This is a genomic window from Leeia oryzae DSM 17879, from assembly GCF_000376945.1.
GTDB lineage: Bacteria > Pseudomonadota > Gammaproteobacteria > Burkholderiales > Leeiaceae > Leeia > Leeia oryzae.
Window position 1 is genome coordinate 76,749 of record NZ_AQXU01000025.1, and the last position, 24,929, is coordinate 101,677.

Sequence of the window (24,929 nt, forward strand, 5' to 3'; positions counted from 1 at the left end):
GCGGTTTAGCAGCAAACCGCGCGCAATTGTTCTGTCTGGGCCAGATCCACGATCAGGCTGTTGTCTTTCAGTACCACGCCGTATTCGATTCTGGCGGCCTCGCGGGATACCAGTCCGTTACGCACGTCGTTCACCACGGCATCGACCGGGCGTTTGAACGGGTGGCCAAATCCGCCGCCACCGGGGTTGATGTTGCGAGCACGCTCGCCCTGCTTGATTGTGGTAATGGTGTTTTGGCGGTAGATGCGGGCATCTTCACCGTCTACTTCCAGGCGGCCCAGTTTTGGCTCGATCATCACGTCGCGGGCACCAGAGGCCCCCATGGTCGGAATCTGGCGGCCTTCGCCAAAGGCAATCACGGTCATTTCATGGCCCAGCGGCTCGACTTCCCAGACCGTGCCGCTGCCGCCACGCATCTGACCAGCGCCGCCGCTGTCGGTCGACAAACCGTAGCGGTGGATCACGATCGGATAGGCGTACTCCAGCAGCTCGATATCGCCAGAACTCAGCGCGCCAAAGCAGCACAGCGGGCCGCAGGCATGCCAGCCATCCATCTCGCGGGTCGCGCCTGCGCCAGAGATGATCGAAGCCAGCACCATGGTCACGTATTGTTCGCCAGTACGCGGGTCAATCCCGGCAATGTTGACCCCGCTGGCGTGCCCCCAGGAGGCCGTCACGCGGTCTGGTGCAGCGGCTTCAAAGGCTTTGCGCACTGCATCTGTCAGGGTTTCCATCGGCGTGGTCGTACAGTTGACGTGCGGCGCAGGTTCTTTGGCATTGCACAGCGTGCCCTCCGGCCCCAGATCCACCGTTACGCAGCGATACAGGCCTTCGTTGTAGGGCGGCGGCACCTGCGCAAACATCATCAGCCCCAGATAGATACCGGACATGGAATTACCGGCATACGAGTTGATGAAATATGGGACTTGCGGCGGGCTTTGCACCTGGATATGCACCTGGTCGTCCTTGACCGTCACCTTGGTCCGAATGGTCAGCTCGCCGTGACCGTGACCGGCGTCTTCCAGCACCGCTTCCCCGGCATATTCGCCATCCGGAATGCTGCGAATCAGCGTGCGCATGTGGCGGTCGGCCATGTCTTTCAGTTCGGCAATGGCAGCACGCACGGTAGCCACACCGTATTTGTCCAGCAGGGCGATCAGGTTACGTTCGCCCACGCGGCAGGCACCAAACTGGGCATTCAGGTCGCCTTCCTGATCGCGCCGGGCACGCATATTGGTCAAGAGCAGGTTCACCACGTCTTCGCGACGGCGGCCCTGGTCCCACAGCTTGACGGGCGGAATGCGCAAGCCTTCAGCGTAAATTTCCGTGGCAGCCGGGTTATAACCGGCAGGTACCGGGCCACCAATGTCGGTCAGGTGGCCTTTGCACACGGCCCAGAACACCAGCTCACCGTGGTAAAACACCGGTTTGTACATGCAGCAGTCCAGAATATGGCTGCCTTTGTAGGCCGGGTCGTTGTGATAAATCACGTCGCCTTCGTGGATGTCGTCGCCGAAATATTCGGCCACGGCCTTCATGGCGGGGATCAGCGAGCCCAGATGGATTGGAATGTCCTGGCCTTGCAGGATCATTTCCGGATGATGGTCAAACAGCGCATTACTGTAATCGTGCGCCAGGTTAAATACGCTGGAACGACCGGTCTTTTCCAGTGTCAGCGTCATTTCGCGTTGGGCGGTTTCCAAGGCACCACGGACAACGGCCAGTGTGATCGGGTCTATCTTCCCTGAGGTTTGCATTTCGTCTCTCCTGTGACTGTGACGTTCAGATGTGTCACGCGTAAGAGAAAGATATGCCTTATCCGGCGCTTGTTCTTGCAGCACAGCGCACCAAGATTTGACTGTAGGTGCATAGCGCATTTTTCCCGCAACCAGCGGACAAACGGTGGTCAGTAACCCCAAAAAAACAGGGTGTATCGGCCTTGCGGAACCGAAACACCCTGTCGCTTTCTTGCTACGTATGGGACTGGTTTGCTGGGGGACTTTTAACGGCAGCTTGGTGTATATCGCTGCGCGCCATACACCCTACCCAACCAGCCCGCTCAACCGGCCCCGCAGGACGGAAGGCGCGCAGCGATGTCCGCCAAGCCCCTTAGGCGGATGCGCCTTCCAGTGCCGCCTGTTTGGCTGAGTAGGTCAGCATCCGGTAGGCCAGTACCGATACACCCAATGTAATCGGCGCAGACCAGTCCGCCAGTACGCCACCGGCCAGCATGCAGCCGATGCCGACACCAGACGACAACACCCAGGCGGTAAAACTCAGGCGACGATGCTTGGGTGACTCCAGGTCTTCCAGCGACGCGTGGTCGACCAGAATGTAGGTCATGGCAATACCTACCCACGACACCACAAAAATGCCCTGATACGCCAACGCCTGCAGGATGAAACTGAACACATTGGTCAGCATCAGCAGGTACACTACCACACCCACCACAGACGCCCAGACAATGCGGGGAGCCTGAATGCCCATGGTGCGGTCAAAGAAGGTTTGCATGTTGTCAGTGGCCAGATGGAAGTTGGCGGTGTTGATACGCGTCTGGCTGACCCACACAAACAGCAGCCCGGCAAAGCCCATCAGTTTCAGCAAGCCCAGCACCACCGATACTTCGGTCACCGCGCCGATATGCGGAATGCTGGTGGCCAGGAAAATGCCGGCTGCGCCGTTCAGCACAAACGTAAACACATAAAACGGCATGCCGAAATTCAGCCGTGCATGGTAGTCCGCATCTTCACGCTTGCCAAAACGGGCGTAATCCCAGGTGTACATCATCAGAATCCATACGCCCATGAAATAGGTAAAGCAGCGCCACCAGCCGTCTGCCGGTGCACCACCTGCTGGCGCCAGTTGCAGCCAGGCATCGCTATAACCGTAGTTGCTCAGAGTCAGTACGACGGCCGCCAACAAGCCCAAAATGTAAAACGGCAGCAACACACCGTTCAGCTTGTCCAGCCATTGCTGCACGCTGCCAAACACCAGCGGTGCGCTATACAGCACCACAATCAGGTAAGCCATTTTCAGGCTGATGCCCGGCCAGTACGCATTGATCGCCACCGCAATCACCGACCCCTCGAATACACCGTAATAAATGGCCGTGGCAAAAAACACCAGTGTGGCGAGTGCTGCACCGCCGCTGCCAAACAGCTTTCTGGAAAACAGCGCCACGGACAAACCACTCTTGATGGCATGCCGGGCCAGCACTGCGTTGATCACGCTATAGACCACGGCAGACAATACCAGGCCAATCAGGGTATTTACTGCCCCGTAATACAATGCCAGGGTGGCCGAGACCACCAGCCAGAACATGGCACTGCACACGGCCCACCAGGCCATGGTCAGTGCACCGCGCGACATGCGCGCATCATGAGGCACAGCCAGTGCGGCAATATCCTTGCCGGTGTGCGCGCCTCCCTTGGACGTTTGAATTGATGCCATAAGACTCTCCCAGTCTGTGATTGCTGCCCCGTCCACCCTTGGACGGGTTTAGCGAAATGCATGACAGTCACCGGTTTGGCAAAACACCGGCAACCATCGTGTCATCCATGCTAGGGAGTCGGCGGCTTTACCGCTTGCAGCAGGAGGAATAAAAATTTGTCTTTCCGCGCACCTTTTTCGATTCGCATACACACCACGCGCCTCAGCAGTACCGAAATATCCGTGTCCGGCTAACGCAGCAGGGGCAATCTGTCATAAAATCGGGCATCCCGACATTTGTATGCATTCATGCACCGACCTGCAGCGACCATGACCACAGAAAATACCCCAACCTCTTCCACGGAAGCCATCAAGCACACCCCGATGATGCAGCAGTACCTGGCCCTGAAGGCAGACCATCCGGACAAGCTGCTCTTTTACCGGATGGGGGATTTCTATGAGCTGTTCTATGGTGATGCAGAAAAAGCCGCCCGTCTGATGGACATTACCCTGACCGCCCGCGGGCAAAGCGCCGGGCAGCCGATTCCGATGGCGGGCATTCCTTATCATGCGGCCGAGCAATATCTGGCCAAACTGGTCAAACTGGGTGAATCGGTCGCCATTTGCGAACAGGTCGGCGACCCCGCCACCAGCAAAGGGCCGGTCGAGCGCAAGGTGATGCGGGTGGTCACGCCCGGTACGCTAACCGACGCCGCCCTGCTGGACGATAAAAAAGACAACCTGCTGCTGGCCGTGCTGCCGCTAAAAGGCAAACTGGGCCTGGCCTGGCTGTCACTGGCATCCGGCCGCTTCTCGCTGCTGGAAACCCGGATCGACCACCTGTTATCAGAACTGGAGCGCCTGCGCCCGGCCGAAATCCTGATGCCGGAAGACCTGGACATCTCCCTGCTACAGCAGACCGGTGCCCCGACCAAACGCCTGCCGGTCTGGCACTTTGATGAAAAAGCCGCGCATCGCCAACTGTGCAAGCATTTTGGTACCCAGGATCTGGCAGGCTACGGTGCAGAAGAACTGACCCTGTCGGTTGGCGCTGCCGGCGCCTTGCTGCAATATGCCCGCAGCACCCAGGGGTCTGAGCTGCCGCATGTGCAAGGCCTGAATGTGGAGACCCGCGGCCAGTATGTCGAGCTGGATGCGGCCACCCGCCGCAATCTGGAACTGACAGAAACCATTCGCGGCGAACCCGCGCCGACGCTGGCATCAATCATGGACAGCTGTGTCACCAGCATGGGCAGCCGCTTGCTGCGCCACTGGCTGCACCATCCGCTGCGAGACCGGCAGAAACTGGCACATCGCCATCTGGCCATCGAAGCCCTGATCGATTCTGGCAAGCTGACGTCTGTGCGTCAGCAACTGAAGAGCATTGTCGACATCGAGCGCATCGTCAGCCGGATTGCGCTGCGCAGTGCCCGCCCGAGAGACTTGTCTGGCCTGCGGGACAGTTTGCGCGGGCTGACCAGTCTGACCCCCCTACTGGATGGCATTGATGCCCCGCTCATTGCCGAGCTGGCCCGCCACCTGCAGCCCCCTGCCGATGTGCTGGCCCTGCTGGTCGCCGCCATCTTGCCCGAGCCAGCCACCCTGATACGCGACGGCGGCGTAATCAATCAGGGTTACTCGCCGGACCTGGATGAACTGCGCAACATTCAGAACAACTGTGATGAATTCTTGCTGGCACTGGAAGCCCGCGAACGCGAGCGTACCGGCATTGCCACCCTGAAAGTAGAGTACAACCGCGTACACGGGTTCTATATTGAGGTCAGCAAAGCCCAAAGCGATAACGTGCCGGACGATTACCGCCGTCGCCAGACGCTGAAAAACGCCGAACGCTATATCACGCCCGAGCTGAAAACCTTCGAAGATAAGGCGCTATCTGCCCAGGATCGTTCGCTGGCGCTGGAAAAGCAGCTCTATGAAGCCGTACTGGATGCGTTGCAGCCGCATCTGGCCAATCTGCAACTACTGGCACAAGCGGTAGCGGGGCTGGATGTACTGGCTTCGTTTGCCGAGCGAGCCGATGCACTCGGCTGGCGCAAACCCGAGTTTGTCGAAGACCACATCATCCAGATCGAAGAAGGGCGTCACCCGGTCGTCGAAGCGCAGGTTGACCATTTCATTTCCAATGGCACCTCCCTGTCGCTGCTGCGCAAACTGTTGCTGATTACCGGCCCGAACATGGGCGGTAAATCGACCTATATGCGTCAGACCGCACTAATCGTCCTGATGGCGCATGTCGGCGCCTTTGTGCCGGCCACCAGTACGCGCCTGGGGCCGATTGACCGTATCTTCACCCGTATCGGCGCATCGGACGATCTGGCCGGGGGCCGCTCAACCTTTATGGTGGAGATGACGGAAACCGCCAACATTCTGCATAACGCGACTGAGCACAGCCTAGTACTGATGGATGAAGTAGGTCGCGGGACATCGACCTTTGACGGTCTGGCACTGGCCTATGCCATCGTGCGGCAGCTGGTCGACAAGAATCGCAGTTACACGCTGTTTGCCACCCACTACTTCGAGCTGACGCGGTTGGCACAGGACTACCCGCAGATTGCCAACGTACATCTGGATGCTGTCGAGCACAAAGATACCGTGGTGTTTCTGCACGCGCTGAAAGATGGCCCGGCCAGCCAAAGTTACGGGCTGGCGGTAGCTCAACTGGCCGGCGTGCCCGGCAGTGTCATCCGCGTTGCCCGCCGCCACTTGCAGCAGCTAGAAGCCATGAGCATCGGTGCGGGCGGCCCGCAAGCCGACATGTTTGCCATGCAGGCCCTGGAAGACCTGCCAGAGCCTGCTGCCCCTGCGTCTGAAGCCCTGCGGTATCTGGATGACATCCAGCCGGATGAGCTAAGCCCGCGACAGGCGCTGGAACTGTTATATGAACTGAAAAAGAAACGCGAAGCGGATTTGGATGAATGAAGCGAGTTAACCCGTCACGGTGATGAAAATCAGATAAAAGCCCACCAGGGTCGAGGCGGTAAATACCATTTTATCGCCCAGGGTAGACAAACGGGCAGAATCACCGGTAATCTGACGGATATAGTTCATGGCCATGCTCCTGAAGTGGTTGAGACGATGACTTTATTATAGAACGATCGTTCTATAAGTAAAGGGGTTTCATCCACTTTTATGGCCAGAAAATGTTTATTGGTATTTTTGCAACTCGCAGCTTGCCCGCCCGAACCGGTTCAGACCGGGCGTACCTTGTACCAGCCGGTAATGCTGACCCGGTCCTTGCACGATGGCAACACTTCATGCCAGAAACGTTCCGATAAAAAGATCACCGCCGTACCGGCCGTCGGTTCGATATCGATAAAATCCGTCTCGCCTTTTTCATCCAGATACAGCCGCAACTCCCCGCCATCGCCCAGATGCCAGTCCGGGTTCAGGTAATACACCACTGTCACCACCCGGCCTTTGTCGCCACGGAACGCATCCAGATGCTTCTTGTAGTAAGCGCCTTCGTCATAAATGGCAAAGTGGCCTTCAAACTCGAACAACCCCAGATACAAGCCCTGATTGATCTCGCGCTGCAAAGCATCCAGTCGCTCGAAGTATTGCCGCTGGGTTGGCGTAGCAGTGCTAGCATCCAGCCACATCACTTCGTCAGAACGGATGCCTTCCCTGACGGTAAAATCACCGCCACGGCCAATGCCTGCCACATGAAAACCGCCCTGACGATGCGCGACCAGGCATTCTTCGCGCAACCTGGCCACCGTTTCAGCCGGCAACAAACCCCGCGTAACCGCCCAGCCCTTCTCGGCCAGTGCGTCCACCACCGCAGACAATCCATCCGGAGAGGATAAATCCAGCATCTGACTCACTTCATGAACTCCCGTCTTCCCGCGGTCCGGTCATCGGGCCGGTTGCGCTTGTTAACGGCTTGCATACAGGAAAAACTCGCGGTTGCCGTCGCCACCCAGAATCGGGCTGTCGAACCAATCGTTCAACATCAGTCCATGCTGGGTCGCACATTGCTCGATCTTGTCCTTGACGCTGCCGTACAAAGCAGTATCGCGCACGATACCGCCTTTGCCCAAGCCTTCGCGGCCGACTTCAAACTGAGGTTTGACCAAACTCAGTATCCAGCCGCCTTTTTTCAGCAAGACCGGCAATTGCGGCAAAATCAGGGTCTGGGAAATAAACGAGACATCCATCACGATCCCGTCAAACCCGGTAGCAGGCAAATGGTCGCCCAGCATGTCCGGGGTCAGGTTCCGGGCATTGATGCCTTCAATGCAGACAATCGCAGGATCGTGTCGCAAGCGCTCAGCCAACTGGCTATGCCCCACGTCCACTCCGACCACCTTGGCGGCCCCTGCCTGGCGAGCGCAATCGGTAAAGCCCCCGGTCGACATGCCGACATCCAGCAGCGTAGCACCTTGCAAAGACACACCCGTATGCGCAATGGCCCCGGCCAGTTTCAGGCCGCCACGGGACACATAGCGGTCGCCTTCATCAGGCAATACCTCAAACACCGTATCGTCGAGCAGCTTTTGTGACGACTTGCTCACCCGTACCGGTGCGCTGCCCGACACATGGCTGACCCGCCCGGCCTCGATCATCTGCTGGGCGTGGCTGCGCGACTGCGCCAGCCCCTTTTCAACCAGTAATACGTCGACTCGTTGCAGCATCAGAAACGCTCGTCTGCACGCAGATAGCGCCATTGGCCTTGCGGCAGATCACCCAGCATCACCCGGCCCACGCGCACACGCTTCAGGCCCACGACCCGCAGACCGACCATTTCGCACATGCGGCGGATCTGACGTTTTTTGCCTTCCTGCAGGATAAACCGCAGCTGGTCCTGGTTTTGCCACCAGACACGGGCCGGCTTGAGTGCCTCGCCATCCAGCGACAACCCATGGTTCAGCTGGCGCAAGCCTTGGTCGGACAAGCGACCGCTCACCCGCACAAGATACTCTTTTTCCAGTTCAGAGGTTTCACCGATAATGCGTTTGGCCACCCGGCCGTCTTGCGTCAGCACCAGCAAGCCCACCGAATCAATATCCAGCCGGCCGGCTGGCGCCAGACCCACCAGGTGTTTAGGCGTGAACTCGATGCCGCTGGTATCACCGGCAAAGTGGTTTTCGGGCGTAACCAGCGTCACCGCCGGTTTGTACCCTTTTTCGGCCTGGCCGGACACAAAGCCAACCGGCTTGTTGATCAGGATGGTGACGCGCTGCGCCTGTTTGGCTTCTGCCTTGCGATCCAGCACAATGTTCTGGTTCGGCAATACTTTGCTGCCCAGCTCGCTGATGACCACACCGTCGACTTTCACCCAGCCCTTGGCAATATAATCATCGGCCTCCCGGCGGGAGCACAGGCCGAGCTCGGCCATTCGTTTACTGAGTCGGATGGGTTCCACCGCGATACTCCTGTGATTTGATTCAATCCGGTATTATAGCCTATCGGGATCGCAATAAAGGATCGCATCCGGACGACCTGCGTCCGGATGGTGGCTTGCAAGGGTTCGCGGGCTTAGCCCTGGCGCTGACGAATGCCCAGTACCGCCTGGTTGCGCAAGGTTTTGAGCAAGGTCAGCGATTTGGGCGACAGGTTGAGGGTATTGGCGTCGGGTTGGTCGCCATAAAACATGCCGATGACTTTCTTGTCGATCACCACCGGCAAGACCACGAACGCCTTCGCTTTGACATGGGTATTAAACCAGGCGGGTACGCGGTCGGCGAGCGACCCGGTACTGACATCATCAATCTGCACATCCAGATTCTTGTTCAGCGAAAGCTGGAAAACATCGTGTACGCCGTCCAGCGGCACCACAAAAAACTGCTTCATCTCGGGGATGCCTTCCCCATAGCCAAAACGGGCTACCAGCTGGTTCTTGCGCACATCCCGCATGCAGAACAGCACACGGCGGAACCCCACACCGCGATACATGGCTTCCAGAATCATGTTGATCAGGTCGTTGAGCTTGAAATCGCTCACCAGCGTGTTGGTAATGTCTTGAACACCGGCAGACAGAATGCCTTCTGCATCCGGCTTGTCCTGCGTCATGGCCTGGACTTCAGCCTCCTGGAAGGCATGGCTGACCCGCTCCAGCGTATCCATCGGCGCACTACTGGCAGCCGTGGCCGGGGCTGCACTTGCCATACCGGCAAACTGCTTCATCTTGGTCAGTAGCTGGCCTTTGCTGGCATCCAGCCCAAAATAATGTGCTTCTGCCACCAGGTCTTTCAGGCCATCCTGCAAAAACGTGATCTGGTCATTACTGCTGATGCCTGAGGCTTCGCCATACTTCTGGGTAAGTTCAGCCAGGCGTTTGTCCCGGTCAGCTACCTGGGTACCCATTGCCAGTTGTGCCAGTTCCCCGGCAAAATTGGCTGTCAGACGGGTGCGATCTGCATCTGACTTCAGCGCAGGCACTTTACCGTGATACGGCATGATGGCGTTCAGCAATTTGTCCGGGAAGCGCCATTCACGGGCCACGCCGATACCCAGCGCAGAAAACTCCACCCCCAGCACCTGCGAGGCGGCCTGGTTTTCCGGCATGCCTTGCTGCACGCGGCGGGTAATCTCCTGAAACTCTTCGTTCAGGTAGTAAGCGGTCAGCAACTTGCCCATGTGGTAAAACATGCCGCCAATAAAACTTTCTTCCACGCCCCGCAGCCCTACCTTCTTGGACACCTTGCGGGCAATCAGGCCGCTGAGGAAGCTCCCCAGCATCAGGTCTTTCAGGTTGACGGCCTGATTCCGGTTTTGCAGATGTTCAAACACGATCAGACCGATTGCCAGGTTACGAACCGTCTCGAAACCCAGAATCAGTACCGCGCGCGAAATGGTGCTAATCGTGCCGCCAAACTGGCCATACACGGCAGAGTTGACCAGCCGCAGCAGTTTATTGGTCAGCGAAAAATCGTGCAGGATGGTTTCTGCCAGCCGGTGAATACTTTCGGCATCGGCCGCCACCAGCTTGTTGATGGAGCTGACCGATTGCGACAATACCGGGAAGTCTTGCGAATGCTTGAGACGACGCAACAGAAAATCGATGGTAGCCGAGCCGGAACTGTCCTGCCCACTTTCACCGGGCGCCAGATACTGCTCGATGGCGGCCAGCATCTCGGCCGCCGTCTGGTAGCGTTCGCCAGCGTCTTTGTTCAGCGCCACCATGATGACGTGTTCCAGCGCCACCGGCACCGAAGCGATCAGCTGCGATGGCGGTGACACCGGAACATTGGCAATCCGGTTTAACACCTCAAAATGGTTACTGCCTTCAAACGGGTTTTTACCGGTCAGCAATTCGTAACCCAGCACGCCGACGGAGAACAGGTCAGCATTCACCCCGGCCGGGCGGCCGGCCACATACTCGGGGGCCATGTACTGCAAAGTACCGGAGACTTCCGGCTGTCCTTTGGCATTGGCTGGCACGGCAATGCCAAAGTCCATCAGCCGGGCACGGTCTTCCTTGTCCAGCATGACATTGGCTGGCTTGATGTCCCGGTGCAAAATGCCTTGGTCGTGTGCGGCGCACAGGCCGGACAATACATCTCTTAATACGCTGGCGGCCTGCCCGGCCTCCATCTGATGGTGCTGCACCAGCCAGTCTTTCAGGGTCAGGCCATCGACAAACTCGAATACCAGCACGTGCTGCTGCTGGTGCTCCACTACGTCAAACAGCTGCACAATATTGGGATGCTGCAATTTGCTGACAACGCGGGCTTCATTCAGCAAGGCGGCTCTTTGCTGCTCATTGGCCCCGGCAATACGCATCTGCTTCAAGGCGACCTGACGTCCAAGTACCGGGTCATTGGCCAGAAATACTGTCCCCTGAGCGCCATGCCCCAACTCGCGTACCCGTTCAAATCGCCCGATATGTTCTGCCATAGATTTCCAGATGCCTGATCATTCTTGTCAATACGCATTGCTGGCATATTTCTGCCAGTGCTGTTTCATGTTTCAGTGTAAACATATTCTGGACCAATCGACAAACAAAATGGCAAAAAAAGCCCTCTGAATGCCCTTCAGCAGTAGGTTTGTAAACAAAATTCATAAAAAAACCGCCCTGTTGGCAAGACAGGGCGGCTGGTAGATCACGGTATCGACAGGCAATGACTAGTCGTTCATTTTCCCGCCCAATACCTGGAACAGGTACATGCTGTTTTTCTGCTTTTGCAATAGCTGGTTAATCTGGCTGATGCGCGCAGCATCAACGGTCCGCTGTGCATCCAGTAGCGGCAGATAACTGTCCAGACCCTGTGTATACCGGGCCTCTGCCAATACTTGTGCCCGTTCTGCCGCTTTCAACTGGCCATCCACCGCATCTTGCTGCTCGGTCAGCTGGCTGCGTAATGCCAATGCATTGGCAACTTCCTTGAACGCGGTCTGAATGGTTTTCTCATAACTGGCAATCTGCTGGTTCTTGCGCACTTCCGCCAGATCCAGACTGGCCTGATTCTGCCCTGCATTAAACAGCGGCAGGCTGATTTGCGGGACAAAGCGCCAGATACCGGAACCATTGTCAAACAAACCATCCAGACTGCTGCTGGCAGAACCGGCAAAACCGGTTAGCGTAATTTTCGGGAAGAAAGCCGCTTTGGCTGCCCCGATATTGGCGTTGGCTGCTTTCAGGTTATGTTCTGCCTCTACAATGTCGGGGCGTCTGGCCAACAGGTCGGACGGCATGCCAGCCGGCACATCCGCCAGCAGCGGCTGTTGCAGCGCATGAGCATCCGGCAGCAGGTTCTCCGGTACATCCGCCCCCACCAGCAAGCGCAGGGCATTCTTGTCTTGCGCAACCTGGCCCTGATACCCGATCAGGCTGATACGGCTAGCCTGCAAGGCAGTTTCTGCCTGACGGACATCCAGCTCGCTTGCCACCCCGCGAGACTGCCGGGCGCGGGTCAGTTCCAGCGTCTTCATGTGGGCATTCAGGCTGTTGCGCGTCTGCTCTACCCCGTTCAGGTCGGCAGATAGCTGCATCCACGCCTGCACGGTAGACGTCACCAGCGACATCTGCACTGTCTGGTGCGCGGCTTCCGATGCCAGATAGCTGTCCAGCGCGGCGTTCTTCAGGCTACGGACCCGCCCGAAGAAATCCAGCTCGAAAGACGGTACGCTCACACCCACCTCATAAGCATGGGAGGTATTGCCACCATCGAGCGATCCGGTCGCCGTATTGGTGCCCGTTGCGTTGACTGCCGGGAAGCTGTCCGCCCGGGTAATCTGGTACTGAGCTTTGGCCGCCTCGATATTCAGGGCAGAAATGCGAATGTCGCGGTTATTCTGTAGCGTCAGTGCAACGAGTTGCTGCAGCTGCGGTTGCAGGATGACCTGCTTCCAGGCCGCCAGCTCGGCACGCTGGCCCCCGGCTTCACCCGGGTAGCTTTGCGGTACCGGCGCATCCGGTCGTTTGTACTCTGGCGCCATTGAACCGCAACCGGTCAATAGCAGGCCCGAGGTAACGAGGGTTAATGCAATATGTTTCATCGAGCGGACTCCTCGTTAGCGTCTACACTTGCCTGATCATCAGTGTGATGAACCGCTTTTTGCTTGAATACTTTGCGTACCAGCACAAAGAACAGTGGCACAAAGAACAGGCCTAAAATCGTCGCCGACATCATGCCGCCCAGCACGCTGGTACCAATGGCATGCTGGCTACCGGAACCGGCACCGGAGCTGATCGCCAGCGGCATCACCCCCAGCGCGAACGACAGTGACGTCATCAGGATCGGACGCAACCGCAACCGCACCGCCGCCAGGGTGGCTTCTACCAGCCCCTTGCCCAATTCCAGCTGGTGTTGGGCAAACTCGACGATCAGAATCGCGTTCTTGGCCGACAAACCAATAGTCGTCAGCAGACCTACCTGGAAGTAAATGTCGTTGGACAAACCGCGACCATACGCCGCCAGCAAAGCACCCAGTACCCCCAGCGGTACGATCAGGATCACCGCAAACGGCACCGACCAGCTCTCGTACAACGCCGCCAGCGACAGGAACACCACCAGAATCGACAGTGAATACAGCAAAGGTGTTTGCCCGCTGGAAGCCTGCTCTTCTGACGACACACCGGTCCATTCATAGCCGATGCCTGGTGGCAGTTTGGCAATCATGGCCTCCATGGCTTTCATTGCCTCGCCGGTACTCTTTCCTGGCGCGGCCATCCCCTGCACGTTGACAGACGACATGCCGTTGTAGCGTTCCAGGCGCGGAGAACCATAGTCCCAGGTGGTAGAAGCAAATGCGGACATCGGCACCATCTCGCCCTTGTTGTTACGCACATGCCACTTGCCTAGGTCTTCCGGCGCCATGCGGCTATCGGTTGCCCCTTGCAGATACACTTTCTTGACCCGACCGCGGTCCACAAAGTCGTTCACGTAGCTGGCACCCCAGGCCGTCGAAATCACATCGTTGATATCCGAGGTCGACAAGCCCAGTGCCTGCGCCTTGTTCTGGTCAACATCCACCCGGAACAGCGGGCCGTCTTCCTGGCCGTTCGGGCGTACCGCCATCACGTCCTTGCTTTGAGAGGCCACGCCCAGCAACATGTTGCGGGCGTTCATCAGGGTTTCATGTCCCAGTCCGGCCCGGTCCTGCAACTGCAAGTCAAACCCGTTGGCGCTGCCCAGCTCCAGCACCGCTGGCGGCGCAAAACTGAAAACGAATGCATCCTTGATGGCAGACAGCATCATCATGCCGCGCCCCGCCACCGCCGCCACCGACTGGTCCGGCCGTTGACGTTTGGACCAGTCCTTCAGGCGCACAAACGCAAAGCCCGCATTCTGGCCATTACCGGCAAAGCTGAAACCGGCGACCGAGAAGATACTGTCGACGTTCTCTTTCTCTTGATTCATGTAATGCTGCTCAACCGCCTTCACCACCTTCAGTGTCCGCTCTTGCGTGGCGCCGGCTGGTAGCTGGATCATGGTGAACATGATGCCCTGGTCTTCATCCGGCAAGAACGAGGTTGGCAGACGCACGATCAGGAACCCCATCACCGCCACCAGGCCACCATACACCAGCATGAAACGGACTCCACGCTTCAGAATGCCACCCACCCAGCTCTGGTAGCGGTTGCTGCTCCGCTCGAACCAGCGGTTGAACATGCCAAAGAAGCCTTTTTGCGTATACACATGGCCTTTTTCGGCCGGTTTCAGCAAAGTGGCACACAGGGCCGGTGTCAGGGTCATCGCCACCAGAATCGACAGCACCATGGAAGACACGATGGTGATCGAGAACTGACGGTAAATCACCCCGGTAGAACCGCCAAAGAACGCCATCGGTACAAACACGGCCGACAGCACCAGCGCGATACCGATCAGCGCACTGGTAATCTGGCTCATGGATTTGCGGGTAGCATCGCGCGGCGACAAGCCCTCTTCGGACATGATCCGCTCGACGTTCTCCACCACAACAATCGCATCATCCACCAGCAAACCGATGGCCAGCACCATGCCGAACATGGTCAGCGTGTTAATGGAATACCCTGCGGCAAACAGCACGCCAAACGTCCCCAGCAACACCACCGGCACGGCAATGGTCGGGATCAGGGTAGCGCGGAAGTTCTGCAGGAACAGCCACATCACCAGGAACACCAGCACAATCGCTTCGGCCAGGGTTTTCACCACTTCTTCAATGGAAATCTTGATGAACGGCGTGGTGTCGTAAGGAATCACTGCATTGATGCCCGACGGGAAGAACGGACGCAGTTCATCCAGTTTGGCTTTAACCCGCTGGCTGGTACTCAGCGCATTGGCGCCGGATGCCAGCTTGATCGCCACACCGGCGGCCGGCTGGCCGTTAAAGCGGGACACAATGTCGTAACTCTCGGACCCGATGCCGATACGCGCCACATCACGCAAGCGCACCGTCGCACCAGAAGCCGACGTTTTCAGCAGGATGTTGCCAAACTCTTCCGGTGTTTTCAGCCGGCTCTGTACCGTGACCACGGCGTTGAGCTGCTGCCCCTGTGTCGCAGGCAGGCTACCCAGCTGACCGGCAGAAATCTGGGTATTCTGGGCCAGCAAAGCCGTCTTGATGTCCGCCGGCGTCAGCTGGTAAGACAACAGTTTGGCCGGGTCCATCCAGATGCGCATCGCGTATTGGGCACCAAAAAGCTGCACGTCGCCCACGCCTTCCACCCGGCTCAGCACATCCACCACGTTACTGGCGGCATAGTCGGCCAGATCGATGTTGCTGCGCTTGCCATCGGTCGATACAAAGCCGATCACCATCATGAAGTTCATGGTGGCCTTGCTGACCTGCACACCTTGCTTTTGCACCTCTTGCGGCAGCAGCGGGGTAGCCAGTTGCAGTTTGTTCTGCACCTGCACCTGCGCGATATCCGGGTTGGTACCGGCCTCGAACGACAGGGTAATGTTCACATTGCCCGCGCTGTCGCTGTTAGACGACATGTAGCGCAAACGGTCAATCCCTTTCATTTTCTGCTCGATCACCTGGGTGACGGCATCTTCGGCAGACTTGGCCGATGCACCAGGGTAGCTGGCATGAATGGCAATCGCCGGCGGCGCAATGCTGGGGTACTGGGATACCGGCAGCGAGGTGATCGAAAGCACCCCCGCCAGCATGATCAGAATCGAGACCACCCATGCAAAAATGGGACGGTCAATAAAAAAACGTGCCATGACGCGTTATCCTTATGGTTTAGCCGGTGCTTTGCCTGGGGCGGCGATCGTGACTTCTGCGCCCGGTGCAATTTTCTGCAGGCCTTCCACCACCACTTTATCGCCTGCCTGCACACCACCGCTTACCAGCCACTGGTTGCCAATGGCCCGCTCTACTTTCAGTACACGTGGTTCGATCTTGTTGCCTTTGCCAACCACCATTGCCACCGCATCGCCCGTCGGGGTGCGGCTAACGCCCTGTTGCGGCACCAGCAGCGCATCCTTGCGCACGCCTTCGTCCAGCATGGCTTTTACAAACATGCCTGGCAGCAGTTCATGCTTGGGGTTCGGGAACACGGCGCGCAAGGTCACGGTACCGGTGCTCGGGTCTACCGTCACGTCTTTGAAGGCCAGCTTGCCGGCTTGCGGGTACACGGAGCCGTCTTCCAGTTTCAGATGCACTTTAGCCTCGCCTTCGGCCTGCAATGCGCCGGAAGCCAGTTGCTGTTTCAGTGCCAGCAGTTCTTTGGAAGTCTGGGTCAGGTCGACATAGATCGGGTCAAGTTGCTGTACGGTCGTCAGGGCTGTCGCCTGGCTCGCTGTCACCAAAGCCCCTACCGTCACGGAGGATTTGCCGATCTGGCCAGAAATCGGTGACACGACTTTGGTATAGTTCAGGTTGATGCGGGCAGACTGCACCGCGGCCTTGCTGGTGGCAATATCGGCCAGCGCAGTTTTATAGGCAGCGGCGGCATCATCGGCATCCTGCTTGCTGACGGCATTGATCTTGACCAGTTCGGACAAGCGTTCTGACTTGGATTTGGCCGACACCAGATTTGCTTCAGCACGCGCCAGCGATGCGGCAGCACTGTCGTAATTGGCCTGAAAGCTGTCCGGCTCGATCTGGTACAGCACCTCGCCCGCCTTGACGCTACCGCCTTCGGTAAACAGGCGCTTGCGGATAATCCCGCTCACCTGTGGCCGGACTTCTGCAATTTCGGTCGCCGATGTTCTACCGGCCAGTTCAGAGGTCATGGTCACCGGTAACGGCTTGATGTCTGCCACTACCACCTCGGGCTTGCCGCCCCCCATGCCCTGACCACCCTGTCCTTGCTGCTGGCCACACCCGGCCAACAGCACGCCAGAAAGGCCCAGCACCCAGATCCATGACGATTGTTGTATGTCCCTTTTACTCATTGCTGGCCTCGTATTTCATCATTGTTTGCGACAGATCAAAATTTAGATTGAGCGTTCATTCTAAATTGGTTTATAGTTTTGTTCAACAGCACAAATGTAAAAAATTTTCAGATGTCATATGGACAAACATCCAGATAGAAAAAATGTTTACTCAGAAATCCGGCACAAAATCCGTTAGAATAGCCCCCCTCAGGAGAGCCGTATGAACCAGGAAACCGCAAAAAGCACCAGTCGAAACGAACAGCGCTGCGAGCAGATACTTGCCGCCGCCTCGACGTGTTTCCGCCAATATGGCTTTCACAAGGCCAGTATGTCCATCATCGCCAAAGCCGCCGGCATGAGCGTGGGACATATTTATCATTATTTTGAGAATAAAGAAGCCATCATTACGGCCATTTCCGAGAAGGATCAGGCCAAGCACAATGAATTGTTCGACCGCTTCAGCGAAGCAGATGATCCGCTCGCTTCCATGCTCAGCCACATGGCAGAAGGCGTTTCCGACTGCACCGACCCGGAGCAGACCAGCCTGATGGTCGAAGTCTGGGCAGAAGCCAGCCGCAATACCGCCTTGCACGATATCCTGTTGCACTTTGATCAGGCCATCCGCCAGAAACTGCACGACCTGATTGCCATCTCCATCCAGAAACAGGGGTTGCCTATGCCGGACGAAACCCTGCTGACCTCCAAGGCCAACATGATGATGGCCCTGTTTGAAGGCCTGATGGTCCGCAGTCACATGGACCCGACCCTGAACCGCCAGCACATGATCATCGAGATGCAGGCACTGGTCAAAGCCTTGGTATTGTCCTAGTGCCCTGCTGACACGGGACTCAATATCCCGTCTTGCAGACGGAACACATCCTGCATTTTGGCCGCCAGTTCCATGTCATGCGTCACCAGCAAGAGCGCCGTGCCCAGCCGGTCGTTGAGTTCCAGCATCACGTCAAACACCCGGTTCGCGTTTTCCCGGTCCAGATTGCCGGTTGGCTCATCGGCCAGCAAACACGACGGCTGAGTCACCAGCGCGCGGGCAATCGCCACCCGCTGCCGCTCCCCGCCCGATAATGCCCCCGGCTTGTGATCTGCCCGGTTTGCCAGCCCCACCGCCTTCAGCATGTCCAGTGCTTTCTGCATCGCGGCAGCTTTGTCCATGCGGCGAATCCATAGCGGCATGGCCACGTTTTCTTGCGCGGTCAGTTCTGGCAGCAAATGGTGAAACTGGTACACAAACCCCAGCGACTGGTTACGCAACCGTCCCCGGGCTGCTTCCCCAAGACCGGACAATACCTGCCCTTGCAACACCACCTGCCCGCTATCGGGCTTGTCCAACCCGCCCAGCACATGCAGCAAAGTGCTCTTGCCAGAGCCGGATGCACCCACAATGGCTGCCCGCTGACCATGCGCCAGCGTCAGGTTCACCGATGTCAGCACCTCGACAGCGGTACTCCCCTTGCCAAACCGCTTGCTAACAGACGTTGCCTGCAAAATGACCGGCTTATTCATAGCGCAGTGCCTCCGCAGGTTGCACGCGGGACGCCCGCCAGCTTGGGTAAATCGTCGCCAGCAGCGACAGCAACAAGGCAATGACGGTAATCACGCCAACATCGCCCCAATGCAAATCACTGGGTAACTCGCTCACAAAATAAACCTCTTTCGACAAAAAGTGAATCCCCAGCAAACGCTCCAGCCACGGTACCACCACATCAATATTCAACGACAACGAGACACCACCCACAACCCCCAGCAAGGTACCGATAAAACCGGTCAGCGTCCCTTGCACCATGAAGATGCCCATGATGCTGGACGGGCTGGCCCCCAGGGTTCGCAAAATGGCAATGTCTGATTGCTTGTCGGTCACCGACATCACCAGTGTCGACACCAGATTAAACGCCGCTACCGCCACAATCAGCGTCAGGATGATAAACATCATGTTCTTTTCGATCTGCACCGCGCGGAAGTACGTGGCGTTCTGCAAGGTCCAGTCGGTGGCATACGCCTCTTTGGGTAAATCCCTCAATATCATCTGGCGGATGGCGGGCGCCCGGTCAGGATCATCCACCTTGACCCGAATCCCCGTGACCGCATCCCCCAGCCGGTACAGCCGCTGTGCATCCTTGATATGGATCATCGCCATGCCGGCATCGTACTCGAACAAATCCATGTTAAAGATGCCGCTCACGCGGAACTGCTTCATGCGCGGCATCACCCCCGCAGGCGTTACCTGCCCGTCAGGCGCTACCAGCACCACTTTGTCGCCCACAAACACACCCAGCTGCCGTGCCAGCTCGCTCCCCAGCACGATATTGAACTTGCCGGGCGTCAGGCTATCCAGCCGGCCTTGCTGCATGTGGCTCCCCACGTCCACCACCCGGCCTTCAATGGCCGGATCAATGCCGCGGATCATCGCCCCGCGTACATTGGACTCCCAGGTCAGCAAGCCTTGCGAGAACACATACGGCGCGGCGCCCGTCACATGTTCTTGCCGGCTGACCGCCGCCAGCACCTGGGGCCAGTTGTCCAGTTGCGGGTTGCCGCCCACCTCGATATGCGACGCCCCGCCCAGCAGCTTGGCACGGATGTCTTTCTGGAAACCGTTCATGACCGATAGTACAGTAATCAGCGCCAGCACCCCCAGCGCGATCCCCAGCATGGAAGCCAGCGAAATGAACGAGATAAAATTATTGCGACGCTTGGCGCGCGTGTAGCGCAGCCCCAGCAGAATTTCAAAGTAATGCACACATCACCATGTTCGACCAAAGAGTCAGGTCGCCAGTGTGCCATAAGCCTAGACGCGATGACACTGGTTTAAAGGAAAACGACATGGATAAGGACAAGGCTGCGCCCGCTTAATTCCACCCGCGGTCAAGAAAATATGCGGTCAGATATGCAGCAGATCACACACCGGCCCTGGCTATGGTACATTTTCTGACGCCCACCCCCTTACGTGCAGACTGTTAAATGACAACATCCCTCGTCACCTTATGTGCGCAAGTACGTGCCTGCACCCTGTGCGCGGCTCACCTGCCACTTGGCCCACGCCCGGTCTTGCAGATTCATGAAAAGGCCCGCATCCTGATTGCCGGGCAGGCCCCCGGCCGCAAAGTGCACGCATCCGGCATTCCGTTTGATGATGCCAGTGGCGACCGCTTGCGTGCCTGGATGGGCATATCGAAAGAAGACTTCTACGACGAGACCAAAGTGGCCATTTTGCCGATGGGGTTCTGTTATCCGGGTACCGGCACATCCGGCGATCTGCCCCCGAGGCCGGAATGCGCCACCACCTGGCGACAGCCATTGCTACAGCAGTTGCCTGACCTTGCATTGACGCTGGTGATTGGGCAATACGCCCAGGCCTATCATCTGCCAGATGCCAGCACATCCGTCACCCGGACGGTCGCCCAAACGCTATCACATTCGCAACAGCATCCGGCCAGCATGATCGCCCTGCCCCACCCGAGCCCGCGCAACAACCTCTGGCTCCGCAAAAACCCCTGGTTTGAAACGGAGGTCATTCCGTACCTGCGCCGACAAGTACAAAAGGCGCTGCGCGCCTCCTGCTAACGGGTCACCTGCCACCCCTCTCCGCCAACACCAGACAGAGAGAGGCTCACGCAGGTCAATCCGCGGAAATATCAAAATCAAAATACTTTTTCATCAAGCGATCATACGTACCATTGGATTTCAGGCGCGCAAAAGCCGTATTCAGCGCATTTTTTAACGATGCATCCCCCTTGCGTACCCCCAAACCAACCCCTACACCGAAAATGGCCGGGTTTTGCAGCCTTGGGCCCGCGAATGCAAACCCCTTGCCAGCCGGTTTTTTCAAGAATGCATCGCTGGCAGAGATGGCATCTACCAGTGTCCCTTCCAACCGGCCATTCGCCAGATCGGAATAAACCAGATTCTGGTCCTGATAAGAGACGACCTCGACACCCGCAGGCGACCAGACGGTCTTGGCATAGTTTTCCTGCACAGAGCCTTGCAACACCCCAATCCGTTTACCTTTCAGGGCATTCGCATCCGGCAAGAGCTGGCTGCCTGTTCTGGCGACCAATCGGGTAGGCGCTACATAAAGTGGAACGGTAAAATCAATATTCTTCAGCCGCTTTTCTGTAATGTTCATTGCTGCACTAATCACGTCAAATTTTTTGGACTGCAACGCAGGAATCAACCCATCAAAGCTGGACTCGACCCATTCGCACTTGGCTTTGAGTTCTGCGCACAAGGCATTGCCCAGATCAATATCAAAGCCAATCAACTCCCCCGAGGGCGACTTGGACTCAAACGGGGCATATGACGCCTCGGTGCCAAAACGGATGGTTTTAAGTTCTGCCGCCTGCACATGACCAAGGCTCATGCAGAGCAACACCCCTAACGGAATGGATTTAAGATTCATGATGTCATCTCTCCTTTGTTATACCGGGTAAGTACCCGGCGAATTCACAACCAGTAACACTGTTTCAACGCTTTAACACCGTTCCAAGACTTCCACCGCCTTCAAGCCAGCCAGCCCGAGCGAGTCCAGTGTCCGGCCCTGCGCCAGGTAATCCGTCCCGTTGAGGGTACTGGCAAGCTGAACACAGGCTTCAAGCACTGGCGTTTCCACCCCAGCCAGTCTGGCCAGCGCCAGGCACGGCACCAGCAGATAAGGCACGTCTTCCGTGATGTATCGCGAATCCGCACTTGCAGGCGCCGAATTAATCTTTCCATGCGTTTCACTGCCTCGATTGAGTTCATACACACTGGAAAAATCTGTGCCATACAACGCATTCATGGCAGCCAGCTCGGTTTTCAGGGTCAAGCCAAAGGCACGGCCGACCGACAGTCTTTCCTGGTCCAACTTGTCGGCAACCCGGGCAATGGAGGGTGAACAGCAGTCGCGGTAAAAATTAAAGTCGCCGGCAAAGTTTTCCAGTAAACCAATATTGCAAATGGTCATTAATGGATGGCCGCCAAAATTGATGTTTTCCAGACCAGCCTCTATCACATTAGCCAGTGGTGTAAATGGCAGACCAAACAGTGAAGATAAACGCGCCAGAATAGGCTCGCTGCGGTTGGCAGGCAGCGTGGCGGCGGGCAACTGCTGCTTCATGCCATAAATGGCCAGCTGTGCTGGCCCTACCAGACGCGTGGCCCAAGGGATGGAAATACAATCCACAAAATCCAGCATGAGATGCCCATAGCCTGCCTGCTGCTGGATATGCCTCAAGGCCAATGAGCCATAATTTCCCGGCATGAGGCAGATTGTCTGGCCACTTTTCAAAAATGGCAGTATCTGCCGAAACACTGGCACCTGCGCAAACGACGGTACCGGCATGATCATCAGATCCGCAAACGAAACAGCTGTTTGGATATCCGTGGTCAAGGTATGCGGGCTGGCTTTTCCTGGCAGAATCAGTGCATTGCCTTCATGGTGAGCCAATGCTTCTATACCGCCTGCTTCATGGATGTCCTGCAACGGCTTTTCATAACCCGGCATGCCAAACAGACAGACATCCACCCCGTTGCGGGCCTGATGATACGCGGCTGTAATTGCCGCATTGCCAGTCCCCAAAACCGTTACCCGCATGATGTACCCCGTCTTTCCAACCGTGTGTGTTGGAAAGATTATGCGAGTGCAGCCAAGGCCTCACAAATGCCAGAATCAGCACAACCCATACCAAAAAGTTATGGCTCCGTCACTTCCCATGGCATGTTGCACTCAAACAAGGCCCTTACCGATGCCGATTCTGCTACATGCAGATGAATGCCCTCATCTTTGGCATTCTCGAAAAACAGTGTCAGAAATTGCCGCACGGCGGAGGCAAGCGGACGTAGCGCCGGGAACAAGAGATAAAACTCGAACGGTAAACGGGGAGAAAAACGATGAATCGTGACCTGCTCGTTCTGGTTACGGGCGATATGTGCTGTAAACGGGTCTGTAATCGCGCCACCCAATCCGCCAGCCACCAGACTGGCTAACGAGCTGGCAAAAGATACCTCGATGAAATCCTGCTGGTGAATGCCAGCTTCCTGCATGGCTTGGTCTAGCAGGTTTTGAGCCGGATCTTTCTCGTTACGAATAAACGAAGTCCCTGCCAGCATGGGTGGGGTCAGTTCCCCCGGCATGTCCGCCAGCACATGCCCCGGCGGTAATATGCACACGCAATCACATGAGACTTTCAGGCCGGTCACGCCCGCGCCAAACTCTGTATCCAGCACAAAGCCGAGATCGCATGCCTGAATGGCGACTTGCTGAGCAACCTCTTCACTGCGAAAGGTACGCAAACTGATCATGCCAGGCGATTCGTCTCTGGCATAACGGATCAAGACATCGGGTAAAAACAGGTTGGATAACAAGGGCATGGCGGCAATGGTCAATGACCCCAGTCGCTGCTGGCTGATCACCCTGGCACTTTTTTTCAGGCGATCCAGCCCGAGAAAAGACCTTTCAACTTCGTGATAAAACGCCTGCCCCTCCTTGGTAGGAAGCAACCGGCCTTTGATACGTTCAAACAGATGAAACCCGACATCCCGTTCCAGCGCAGCAATCAGTCGGCTGATGGCCGGTTGCGTTACATGCAGGTAATCTGCCGCTGCGGTGACGGTACCCAGCTCAAAAACCGCTTTGAATGCACTGATTTGCTGAAATTTCATGTCCATCACCATCCGGCGTTAACAACCGTCAGTTTACTATGCACCCGGCGTTTAGTCGTCACGAGCCAGAATTGCCCCGCCGCCAACCAGACAAAGACAATCCTGCCTGCCCTGTTTATAATTGGCACTCGTCCTCCCATTCCCACTTTGCTGCACGTAAGTGATCATCATCCACATGCCTACATTTGCAACGCATCTCCAGTCCGCCCGCCCGCAATTCTTTACCCTAAGCCTCTCAGGTTTGCTGCTGGGTCTTGGTCTTCAGGTCAGTAGCGGCCATCCGCTGCCGTTGGTCGACGACTTGCTCGCCATCATCACGGTGCTGCTGGTGCACGCAGGCGCCAATCTGATCAACGACGTTGCCGACGAACATAACGGCACAGACCGGCTGAATACCGACCGTATCAGTCCATTCACCGGCGGTAGCCGCTTCATCCAGAACGGCATACTGCAGTTAACACAGGTGCGCCGCAACGCCCTGGTCTGCTTCGGCTTGGCCATCCTGTGCGGTCTGACCTTGCTTGCCCGATATCCATCACTCTGGCTGATGGGTCTGACCGGCATCGTACTGGCTTGGGGTTATTCTAGTTCCCCCTTACGGCTCAATAGCCGCGGTCTGGGCGAACTGTCTCTCGCAATTGCGTTTGGCCTGATCCCATTTGGTCTCGCCAGCATGCTGCACACCCGGCTGGAAGACGCATTACCGGCCAGCCTCTATTTCGGGCTGCAGGCCACGGCTGTCCTGTTTCTCAACCAGTACCCGGACCGCAAGGCCGACAAGGCCGCAGGCAAGCATCATTGGGTCGTGCGCCTGGGCGCAGGCAAAGCCAGCCTGATCTACCTGGCGCTCATCCAGTTCAGCTTTATGGCACTGGTAGCCAGCGGCCTCTTTGGACAGCACTGGCTCAATATGCTGGCCGTCATCGGCTTGCTGCCACAAATGTGGAGCCTGATCCGTACATGGCAAATCAAAGGGGAACCTGCGCAGATGAAAGAAGCACTAATTGCTAATCTGCTCGGGGCCCATATCGGGCCTGTTATCCTGGCAGGTGTGCTGCTGGTGCATTGATT

Annotated in this window: 19 protein-coding genes; 4 read left to right on the forward strand and 15 right to left on the reverse strand. The window is 57.2% G+C overall.

Annotation, left to right across the window (positions count from 1 at the left end; genetic code table 11):
- Positions 1-5: 5 nt before the first annotated feature.
- Complete coding sequence (gene capB, locus F552_RS0113800; RefSeq protein ID WP_018152337.1) at positions 6-1,757, reverse strand: caprolactamase subunit beta; 1,752 nt, start codon at positions 1,755-1,757, stop codon at positions 6-8.
- A gap of 352 nt (positions 1,758-2,109) precedes the next feature.
- Positions 2,110-3,450, reverse strand: a complete 1,341-nt coding sequence (locus F552_RS0113805; protein WP_018152338.1) for a purine-cytosine permease family protein — start codon at positions 3,448-3,450, stop codon at positions 2,110-2,112.
- Between the two features lie 309 nt (positions 3,451-3,759).
- On the opposite strand from F552_RS0113805, the gene mutS reads away from it, so the two are divergent.
- Complete coding sequence (gene mutS, locus F552_RS0113810) at positions 3,760-6,369, forward strand: DNA mismatch repair protein MutS (protein WP_018152339.1); 2,610 nt, start codon at positions 3,760-3,762, stop codon at positions 6,367-6,369.
- A gap of 6 nt (positions 6,370-6,375) precedes the next feature.
- Here mutS and F552_RS21000 read toward each other — a convergent pair whose 3' ends face one another.
- From F552_RS21000 to F552_RS0113850, 8 genes are all read right to left on the reverse strand, one after another.
- Positions 6,376-6,498 (reverse strand): hypothetical protein, encoded by a 123-nt coding sequence (locus F552_RS21000; RefSeq protein WP_281168692.1) that lies wholly within the window; start codon positions 6,496-6,498, stop codon positions 6,376-6,378.
- A 140-nt stretch (positions 6,499-6,638) separates the two neighbouring features.
- The gene (locus F552_RS0113820) at positions 6,639-7,265 is read right to left on the reverse strand and encodes a 2OG-Fe(II) oxygenase (RefSeq protein ID WP_018152341.1); all 627 of its coding nucleotides are present in this window, start codon (positions 7,263-7,265) and stop codon (positions 6,639-6,641) included.
- 60 nt (positions 7,266-7,325) lie between these two features.
- Entirely contained in the window at positions 7,326-8,084 is a 759-nt protein-coding gene (locus tag F552_RS0113825) for a TlyA family RNA methyltransferase (protein WP_018152342.1), read from the reverse strand.
- On the reverse strand, positions 8,084-8,815 hold the full coding sequence (locus F552_RS0113830) for a pseudouridine synthase (RefSeq protein WP_026182729.1): 732 nt from the start codon (positions 8,813-8,815) through the stop codon (positions 8,084-8,086). Before F552_RS0113830 ends, F552_RS0113825 begins: the two co-directional genes overlap by 1 nt.
- Positions 8,816-8,928: 113 nt before the next feature.
- Positions 8,929-11,289 (reverse strand): serine/threonine protein kinase, encoded by a 2,361-nt coding sequence (locus F552_RS0113835; RefSeq protein WP_018152344.1) that lies wholly within the window; start codon positions 11,287-11,289, stop codon positions 8,929-8,931.
- A gap of 228 nt (positions 11,290-11,517) precedes the next feature.
- On the reverse strand, positions 11,518-12,891 hold the full coding sequence (locus F552_RS0113840) for an efflux transporter outer membrane subunit (protein WP_018152345.1): 1,374 nt from the start codon (positions 12,889-12,891) through the stop codon (positions 11,518-11,520).
- The gene (locus F552_RS0113845; protein ID WP_018152346.1) at positions 12,888-16,046 is read right to left on the reverse strand and encodes an efflux RND transporter permease subunit; all 3,159 of its coding nucleotides are present in this window, start codon (positions 16,044-16,046) and stop codon (positions 12,888-12,890) included. The genes F552_RS0113840 and F552_RS0113845 overlap by 4 nt, the downstream gene beginning before the upstream one ends.
- Before the next feature lie 12 nt (positions 16,047-16,058).
- Positions 16,059-17,222, reverse strand: a complete 1,164-nt coding sequence (locus F552_RS0113850) for an efflux RND transporter periplasmic adaptor subunit (protein WP_156802334.1) — start codon at positions 17,220-17,222, stop codon at positions 16,059-16,061.
- 202 nt (positions 17,223-17,424) lie between these two features.
- On the opposite strand from F552_RS0113850, the gene F552_RS0113855 reads away from it, so the two are divergent.
- Positions 17,425-18,033, forward strand: coding sequence for a TetR/AcrR family transcriptional regulator (locus F552_RS0113855; RefSeq protein ID WP_018152348.1), 609 nt, complete (start codon positions 17,425-17,427; stop codon positions 18,031-18,033).
- Here the strand turns inward: F552_RS0113855 and lolD are convergent.
- Together lolD and F552_RS0113865 are read right to left on the reverse strand one after the other, a co-directional pair.
- A complete protein-coding gene (gene lolD / locus F552_RS0113860) occupies positions 18,030-18,725 on the reverse strand; it encodes a lipoprotein-releasing ABC transporter ATP-binding protein LolD (RefSeq protein ID WP_018152349.1) in 696 nt (231 codons plus the stop codon). The genes F552_RS0113855 and lolD overlap by 4 nt on opposite strands.
- Positions 18,718-19,959 (reverse strand): lipoprotein-releasing ABC transporter permease subunit, encoded by a 1,242-nt coding sequence (locus tag F552_RS0113865; protein ID WP_018152350.1) that lies wholly within the window; start codon positions 19,957-19,959, stop codon positions 18,718-18,720. The genes lolD and F552_RS0113865 overlap by 8 nt, the downstream gene beginning before the upstream one ends.
- Before the next feature lie 221 nt (positions 19,960-20,180).
- Here F552_RS0113865 and F552_RS0113870 point away from each other — a divergent pair, with 221 nt between their 5' ends.
- The gene (locus F552_RS0113870) at positions 20,181-20,783 is read left to right on the forward strand and encodes a uracil-DNA glycosylase family protein (RefSeq protein ID WP_018152351.1); all 603 of its coding nucleotides are present in this window, start codon (positions 20,181-20,183) and stop codon (positions 20,781-20,783) included.
- A gap of 55 nt (positions 20,784-20,838) precedes the next feature.
- On the opposite strand, the gene F552_RS0113875 is transcribed toward F552_RS0113870, so the two are convergent.
- From F552_RS0113875 to F552_RS0113885, 3 genes are all read right to left on the reverse strand, one after another.
- Positions 20,839-21,618, reverse strand: coding sequence for an ABC transporter substrate-binding protein (locus F552_RS0113875; RefSeq protein WP_018152352.1), 780 nt, complete (start codon positions 21,616-21,618; stop codon positions 20,839-20,841).
- 72 nt (positions 21,619-21,690) lie between these two features.
- Positions 21,691-22,791: an NAD/NADP-dependent octopine/nopaline dehydrogenase family protein gene (locus F552_RS0113880; RefSeq protein ID WP_018152353.1), complete on the reverse strand. Its 1,101-nt coding sequence runs from the start codon at positions 22,789-22,791 to the stop codon at positions 21,691-21,693.
- 98 nt (positions 22,792-22,889) lie between these two features.
- Positions 22,890-23,858 (reverse strand): LysR substrate-binding domain-containing protein, encoded by a 969-nt coding sequence (locus F552_RS0113885; protein WP_026182730.1) that lies wholly within the window; start codon positions 23,856-23,858, stop codon positions 22,890-22,892.
- A 175-nt stretch (positions 23,859-24,033) separates the two neighbouring features.
- Between F552_RS0113885 and F552_RS19430 the strand changes: the two genes are divergently transcribed.
- Positions 24,034-24,927 (forward strand): prenyltransferase, encoded by an 894-nt coding sequence (locus F552_RS19430; protein WP_018152356.1) that lies wholly within the window; start codon positions 24,034-24,036, stop codon positions 24,925-24,927.
- Positions 24,928-24,929: the final 2 nt, after the last annotated feature.

What these genes read in the sequence shown, in the direction of transcription:
- capB (WP_018152337.1), bottom strand. Translation starts at nt 1,757, where the DNA reads ATGCAAACCTCAGGGAAGATAGACCCGATCACACTGGCCGTTGTCCGT.
- F552_RS0113805 (WP_018152338.1), bottom strand. Translation starts at nt 3,450, where the DNA reads ATGGCATCAATTCAAACGTCCAAGGGAGGCGCGCACACCGGCAAGGAT.
- mutS (WP_018152339.1), top strand. Translation starts at nt 3,760, where the DNA reads ATGACCACAGAAAATACCCCAACCTCTTCCACGGAAGCCATCAAGCAC.
- F552_RS21000 (WP_281168692.1), bottom strand. Translation starts at nt 6,498, where the DNA reads ATGAACTATATCCGTCAGATTACCGGTGATTCTGCCCGTTTGTCTACC.
- F552_RS0113820 (WP_018152341.1), bottom strand. Translation starts at nt 7,265, where the DNA reads ATGCTGGATTTATCCTCTCCGGATGGATTGTCTGCGGTGGTGGACGCA.
- F552_RS0113825 (WP_018152342.1), bottom strand. Translation starts at nt 8,084, where the DNA reads ATGCTGCAACGAGTCGACGTATTACTGGTTGAAAAGGGGCTGGCGCAG.
- F552_RS0113835 (WP_018152344.1), bottom strand. Translation starts at nt 11,289, where the DNA reads ATGGCAGAACATATCGGGCGATTTGAACGGGTACGCGAGTTGGGGCAT.
- F552_RS0113840 (WP_018152345.1), bottom strand. Translation starts at nt 12,891, where the DNA reads ATGAAACATATTGCATTAACCCTCGTTACCTCGGGCCTGCTATTGACC.
- F552_RS0113845 (WP_018152346.1), bottom strand. Translation starts at nt 16,046, where the DNA reads ATGGCACGTTTTTTTATTGACCGTCCCATTTTTGCATGGGTGGTCTCG.
- F552_RS0113850 (WP_156802334.1), bottom strand. Translation starts at nt 17,222, where the DNA reads ATGAGTAAAAGGGACATACAACAATCGTCATGGATCTGGGTGCTGGGC.
- F552_RS0113855 (WP_018152348.1), top strand. Translation starts at nt 17,425, where the DNA reads ATGAACCAGGAAACCGCAAAAAGCACCAGTCGAAACGAACAGCGCTGC.
- lolD (WP_018152349.1), bottom strand. Translation starts at nt 18,725, where the DNA reads ATGAATAAGCCGGTCATTTTGCAGGCAACGTCTGTTAGCAAGCGGTTT.
- F552_RS0113870 (WP_018152351.1), top strand. Translation starts at nt 20,181, where the DNA reads ATGACAACATCCCTCGTCACCTTATGTGCGCAAGTACGTGCCTGCACC.
- F552_RS0113875 (WP_018152352.1), bottom strand. Translation starts at nt 21,618, where the DNA reads ATGAATCTTAAATCCATTCCGTTAGGGGTGTTGCTCTGCATGAGCCTT.
- F552_RS0113880 (WP_018152353.1), bottom strand. Translation starts at nt 22,791, where the DNA reads ATGCGGGTAACGGTTTTGGGGACTGGCAATGCGGCAATTACAGCCGCG.
- F552_RS0113885 (WP_026182730.1), bottom strand. Translation starts at nt 23,858, where the DNA reads ATGAAATTTCAGCAAATCAGTGCATTCAAAGCGGTTTTTGAGCTGGGT.
- F552_RS19430 (WP_018152356.1), top strand. Translation starts at nt 24,034, where the DNA reads ATGCCTACATTTGCAACGCATCTCCAGTCCGCCCGCCCGCAATTCTTT.